The sequence below is a fragment of the Streptomyces sp. PU-14G genome (assembly GCF_041028275.1).
GTDB lineage: Bacteria > Actinomycetota > Actinomycetes > Streptomycetales > Streptomycetaceae > Streptomyces.
This window is the reverse complement of the sequence record NZ_JASKYT010000431.1, coordinates 1-5,895: the sequence shown is the minus strand read 5'-3', so window position 1 is coordinate 5,895 and position 5,895 is coordinate 1. Positions and strand designations below refer to the sequence as shown.

General features: G+C 74.7%; 4 protein-coding genes. 2 read left to right on the top strand and 2 right to left on the bottom strand.

The window, feature by feature from the left end:
- Positions 1-124 precede the first annotated feature (124 nt).
- Entirely contained in the window at positions 125-901 is a 777-nt protein-coding gene (locus AB8Z75_RS30750) for a methyltransferase (protein ID WP_369207736.1), read from the top strand.
- Positions 902-1,220: 319 nt separating this feature from the next.
- Positions 1,221-1,643, top strand: a complete 423-nt coding sequence (locus AB8Z75_RS30745) for a DUF3040 domain-containing protein (RefSeq protein ID WP_369207734.1) — start codon at positions 1,221-1,223, stop codon at positions 1,641-1,643.
- Positions 1,644-2,093: 450 nt separating this feature from the next.
- Here AB8Z75_RS30745 and AB8Z75_RS30740 read toward each other — a convergent pair whose 3' ends face one another.
- Entirely contained in the window at positions 2,094-4,478 is a 2,385-nt protein-coding gene (locus AB8Z75_RS30740) for a DUF3488 and DUF4129 domain-containing transglutaminase family protein (RefSeq protein WP_369207732.1), read from the bottom strand.
- A gap of 71 nt (positions 4,479-4,549) precedes the next feature.
- Entirely contained in the window at positions 4,550-5,812 is a 1,263-nt protein-coding gene (locus tag AB8Z75_RS30735; protein WP_369207737.1) for a DUF58 domain-containing protein, read from the bottom strand.
- Positions 5,813-5,895 lie beyond the last annotated feature (83 nt).

The window sequence follows — 5,895 nt, the reverse complement described above, 5'->3', positions numbered from 1 at the left end:
GGTGGAGCGGGCGCAGCCGGCGGGGTCCTCGGGCCTGCCGGGTCCGAGGGCCCCGCCGGACGGGGCGCTCAGGCCTGAGGCAATAGGGTGGGGGCTGCCCGTCACAGAGCCGAGGAGCAGCCGCATGTCCCGCCCGAGCGCAACCCTCCGTACAGCAGTGGTCTGGGACGTTCTGCGAGGCGCTCTCGACCAGCGCGCCAAACTGTCGGCCCGTACGGAGCTGGACGTGCTCGACACCGGCGGGGGCACCGGGAACTTCGCGGTGCCCGTCGCCCGCCTCGGACACCGGGTCACCGTGGTCGACCCGAGCCCCAACGCGCTGTTCGCCCTGGAGCGCCGCGCCGCCGAAGCGGGCGTCGCCGAGCGCGTACGGGGAGTGCAGGGCGATGTGCGCGGCCTCTTCGACGTCGCCGAGCGCGGCGGCTACGACGTGGTGCTCTGCCACGGCGTCCTGGAGTACGTGGACGACCCCGCCGAGGGGCTGCGCAACACCGTCGCGGCCCTGCGGCCCGAAGGCGGCACCCTGAGCGTGCTGGCGTCCGGGCTCGGCGGAGCCGTGCTGGCCCGCGCGCTGGCCGGGCACTTCACCGAGGCGCGGCACGCCCTCACCTCCCCGGGCGGCCGGTGGGGGGACAGCGACCCCATGCCCCGCCGCTTCACGCCCGAGCAGCTCACCGCGCTGGTCACCGGCACCGGGCTGGAGGTCATCTCCGTCCACGGTGTGCGCGTCTTCGCCGACCTGGTGCCCGGCGCACTCGTGGACACCGAGCCGGACGCGCTGGAAGCCCTCGCCAGGCTGGAGGCGACCGCCGCCGAGCTGCCCGACTTCCAGTCGGTGGCCAGTCAGCTGCACGTGCTGGCGGAGGTGCCTCCCCGGCCGACGCCGGGTGCGCCCGGCTGAGCGCGGCACACCGCGCCGTTCCGCCGTCGCTCCGGCGTCCGGGCCGCCGGGTCTTCCCCGCCGGGCCGCGCCGCGTCGTTCCGCCTGGTTCTCGCCCGCCCGATCAGCGGCTACCCGCCGTATGATCGGGGTACACCGTCGGGCATGGCGGAAAGGTGGCGCGGGAATGTACGGAGCACACCCCGGGCACCCCCGTCCGGCATGTCCGGTGTGGTGGGAGGAACTGGCGTAGAGGGGCGGGTTTCACGGGGGCGATTCCCTGCCTATCCTTGAAGAGTCGCACCCGGTCGCCCCCGCGACCGACGAGTAGGAGGACTCCGTGCCGCTCTCTGAGCACGAGCAGCGGATGCTCGAGCAGATGGAGCGAGCGCTGTACGCCGAAGATCCCAAGTTCGCGACAGCGCTCGAGGGAAGTGAGCTGCGCCGGTACACCCGCAAGAGGGTCTACCAAGCGGTGGCGGGCTTTCTGGTGGGTATCGCGCTCCTCATGGCCGGAATGGTCGCGCAGCAGATCTGGATCAGCGTCGTCGGCTTCCTCGTGATGCTGGGCTGCGCCGTCCTCGCTGTGACCAGCTGGCGAAAAGCCCCCAAGCAGGGCGAGGGCCAGGGCCAGGGCCAAGATCAGGGGCAGGGGCAGGCCGCGCAGGGCTCCCCGCGCCGTCAGCAGCCACGGGCTCGCAGGTCGATGATGACCCGGATCGAGGAGCGCTGGCAGCGTCGCCGCGACGAGGGGCAGCACTGAGCACGCATTCCGTTCCCCTCTCGTCGCCACCGCATACCCCTGCCACCGGCCGCATGCTTCCGCCTGCCTCCGGGCGGAAGCCGGGTGGTGGTCCCTCGCAACACCCGGGCCGTAGCCCCGTCCTGCCGAACGGCGGGGCCCTGCCCCGGTGCCGGCCCGGGGCCCCTTCAGCCGAACGCCCGGTCAGTTTCCGGATGTGACCGGGCCGCTGTCGGGTGGCCGTGTGCGCGCTCCGATGACGGGCCGTCGATGCCGTCCGCCCTTGCCGCCCGGATCTGACGCGCGGACACGGTCGCGGCGCTGCGTACCGACCGGCTGGTACGTCGTACGCCGCAACACCATCTGCCGGGCGACGCCCCCGTCAGCCCCACGGCTTCGCCGGGCCCGGGGCCGGGAGAGCCGTCGGGCTGACGGGGCGCGGCCCGGGAGGGGCCACGTGCGGCTACCGGCTCACTTGGCGGGCCGGAGGCGGAGTGCGCGGGTCCAGCGGGTGCGCAGAGTGCGGGCGCGGTGGCCGGCTGCCGCGCGCAGCCGGGCGGTGGACGCGGGGAGCAGGAGGGCGCGGGCCCGTAGGGTGCGCGGGGCGGCGGCGCGGAGTCCGTCACGTACCCGGCGTACGTCTGCGGGCAGGCCCGGGGTCGCCCGCGGCACCGGCGCGTAGAGGACCTGTTCCATCGCGAGCGCCACCCGGTGCGCCGCGTCCGCCTCGCCAGGGGGGAGCTGACCGATCCTGGCCAGCCGTGCGGCGGCGTTCCGTGGGGTCGCGGAGTCCTGCGGGACGACGCCGTAGTCCCATCCGGTGTCGATCAGTTCCTGCCAGGCGGCCAGGACGCAGGCCGTCGCGGTCGCGGGGTCGTCCGTGGGCCGGGGGCGCAGCCTCCGGGCGCGTCTGCGCATCCGCAGCAGCATCGGCAGCGACAGCAACGCGAGCACCGCGAGCGCCGCGGCGGAGATCCCGGCGAGGGCGCCCACGGGGGTGCCGCCGCCGCGGTCTCCCGTGTTCGGGGGCGGTGCGGCGAGGCCGCACTCGGGGTTGGCCTGTTTCTCCTGCCGGGTGCACTCGTCGGGTTGCGAGGGGCTGGTGGAGGGCTGGTCGTTCTGGCCGCGGTCGGGCAGCTGCTCGCCCGGGTTCTCGTCGATGTCGGGCGCGTCGGGCTGTGCGTAGGAGGGGGTGGTGCCCCGGCTCGGTGTGGGCTCGAAGCGGGTCCAGCCCACCCCCTCGAAGTACAGCTCGGGCCAGGCGTGGGCGTCCTGGAGGCCGACCTCCATCGTGCCGTCGCCGCGGGCCGTGCCGGGCGTGAAGCCGACGGCGACCCGTGCGGGGATGCCGAGGGTGCGCGCCATGGACGCCATCGCGAAGGAGAAGTGGATGCAGAAGCCTTCCTTCTGCTCCAGGAAGTTGGCGATGGCGGCGGTGCCGCTGCCGGCCCGTACCTCGGTGTCGTAGGTGAACCCGCCGTCCTCGGCGAACCAGTCCTGGAGCCGCACCGCACGGTCGTAGTCGTCCTCCGCGCCGCGGGTGACCTTGGCGGCGGTCTTGCGTACGACGTCGGGCAGGGAGTCGGGGACGTCGGTGTACTCGCGCTCCAGACCGGCAGGCGGCTCGGGCGCGTTCCGCAGCTGTTCGGCTGTCGGCCGCACCTGGAGGCTTTCGACCTGGTAGCGCAGGCCGCGGGTGGTCTGGCCGTCGTAGCCGACCAGGGTGCGCCCCTCGGGCTCGAAGCGCCACTTGCCGTCGGCCTGCACCCGGTTGGCGGGGAAGGGCATGGGCAGCCAGTCCTGTGCGTACCACTTGCTGGCCTTGATGGTGCTGCGCACCTTCGTGGCCCGTACGCCGGGGGAGAGGCCCTGCGGGGTGGGCATCGGGTCGGGGATCTCGCCGATGCGCCGTTCGGACGGTTTCCACGCGGAGCCGTCGAACTTGTCCAGCGCGACGATCCGCATGTAGAGGTCCTGCGTCTCCTCGCTGTCCGTCGAGTAGACGAGCGCGGTGCGGTTCTCGGGCTGGTTGAGGCTGTCCTGGAGGGCGACCAGCGGATTGACGGCGGAGACGGTGCCGCCGCCCTTGCGGCCGTCGCCGTCGCCGCTGCCCGCGGCGTCCAGCAGCCCGCCGCTCAGGGAGGGCAGCGCGAGCGGCACCACCAGCGACAGTCCCAGTGCCAGTACGCCGATCCTGCGCCCGGTGCGGACGGGGGCCACGGCTCCGCCTGGCCGGTCCGGGGCCGAGCCGGGACGCGATCTGTCGGAGAACAGGCGGCCCCACTGCGAGAGCCGCTCCCGGCCCTCGGCGAGCAGGAGCAGCAGGTAGCCGGAGGCGGCACACAGGAACCACAGCCAGCGGGCGCCGCCCTGGGAGAGCCCGGCCGCGACCGAGTAGAGGGCCAGCAGGGGCAGCCCGGCGGGGGCGGCGCTGCGGTAGGTGACCGCCAGCGTGTCCACCAGCAGGCCGATGGCGAGTACGCCGCCGACGAGCATCAGCCGGATCCCGTCCGTGACCGGCGCGGGGATCGCGTACCGGCTCACGTCCTGCGCGCCCTGGGTCAGCAGGTCGGCGAACTGGACGAAGACCCAGGGGGAGGGCAGGAAGCCGCCCGGCGCGTACGCGCGGGCGAAGACCACGGTGAGCAGCAGCACCGAGACGACGCACTGCAGCAGCACGGTCACAGGGCGGGCCAGCGGTACACGACGGGCGGCGGCGCCCACTCCGGTCTGCACGGCCACCAGCAGTGCGGCCTGGAGCAGCCAGGTCGCCGGGTCCACCAGCGGCAGCAGCGCGCAGGCCGCCGCCAGGGTCGCCAGTGCGGCACAGACGGCGAGCCGTCCCCGTCCGCTCATCACGTGTGCCCCCTCATGTCACTCGCGCCCCTCGTCCTCTCGCGCCCGTCGCCTCGTCCCCCTGGCGCACGTCACTCCCGCACTCTCGCGCTTTGGGTGTCGGCCTCCTGCCACAGCGCGGGCAACGCCACTCCCGGGCCGCCGGCCAGCGCCGTCCAGCCCGCCTCGCGCAGCACCCGCAGCGGCGCCTCCGCCGACGGGTCGGCCGCGGTGGGTGCTGACCCGGCCAGGAAGGCGACCGCACGGCCGCTGCGCTGCCGCATGCGGGCCATGATGGCTGCCTGCTCCTCGTCCAGCGTCCCGAGGAAGGCCACCAGCAGGCCCTCGTTGCCCGCACCGCCGCCGCGCCGCTGCGCGTCGTAGGCGCCGGCCAGCCCCGCTTCCTCGGAGTGGGTGACCACGGCGAGCGTGTCCAGCAGCAGGCCCGCCATGTCCGAGGGGTCGGCGAGGACGCCGCCCTCCGCGGTGGGCGCGGTGGCGCCCGCGTCGGTCAGCAGCCGCACCGACCAGCCGTGCTCCAGCAGGTGCAGGCAGACCGAGGCGGCGCCTGCCACCGCCCACTCGAACGGGGAGTCGGGTCCCGCGCCGGGGAACGCGGCGCGGCGCGTGTCCAGCAGCACGGTGCAGCGGGCCTGCTGGGGCTGTTCCTCGCGGCGCACCATCAGCTCGCCGTAGCGCGCCGTCGAACGCCAGTGCACCCGTCGCAGGTCGTCGCCGTGCCGGTAGCCGCGCGGAATCACGTCGTCGTCGCCCGCCAGGGCCACCGCGCGTTGCCGCCCCTCGCCGTAACCGCCGGTCGCCGCCGCCGGTCGGGCGGGGGGCAGCGCCTCGACGGGCGGCACCACGGTGAGCGTGTCGAAGGTGCTGAAGGAGCGCGTCAGCTCGCACATGCCGAACGGGTCCGTCAGCCGCAGCTGGAGCGGCCCCAGCGGGTAGCGGCCACGCATGTCCGAGCGCACCCGGTAGGAGACCTCGCGCCGTCCGCCGGGCTCCACCCGGTCCAGCACGAACCTGGGGCGGGGTCCGAGTACGTAGGGCACCCGGTCCTGGAGCATCAGCAGTCCGGTGGGCAGCCGTGAGACGTTGTCGACGCGCAGGTGCACACGCGTCTCCGTGCGCGCCGCCACCCGCGAGGGGGAGAGCCTGCGGTACCCGGTGACGCGGTGGCGGGTGCGGTGCAGCACGAGGACGCACACCAGGGGCAGTACGGCCAGCAGCACACCGACCCGCAGCAGTTCCTCCTGCCCCAGCGCGTACGCACAGATGGCGGCGGCCACGCCCGCCGCCAGGAACGACCGGCCGCGCGTGGTCAGCCCGGCGAACGCCTTGCGCAGCGAGCCCCGGCGCTCCTCCGCACGGCCCGCTCCGCCGCCGCCCCCGCCCGCATGCCCTTCGCCATCACCGCTCCCGCCCGCAC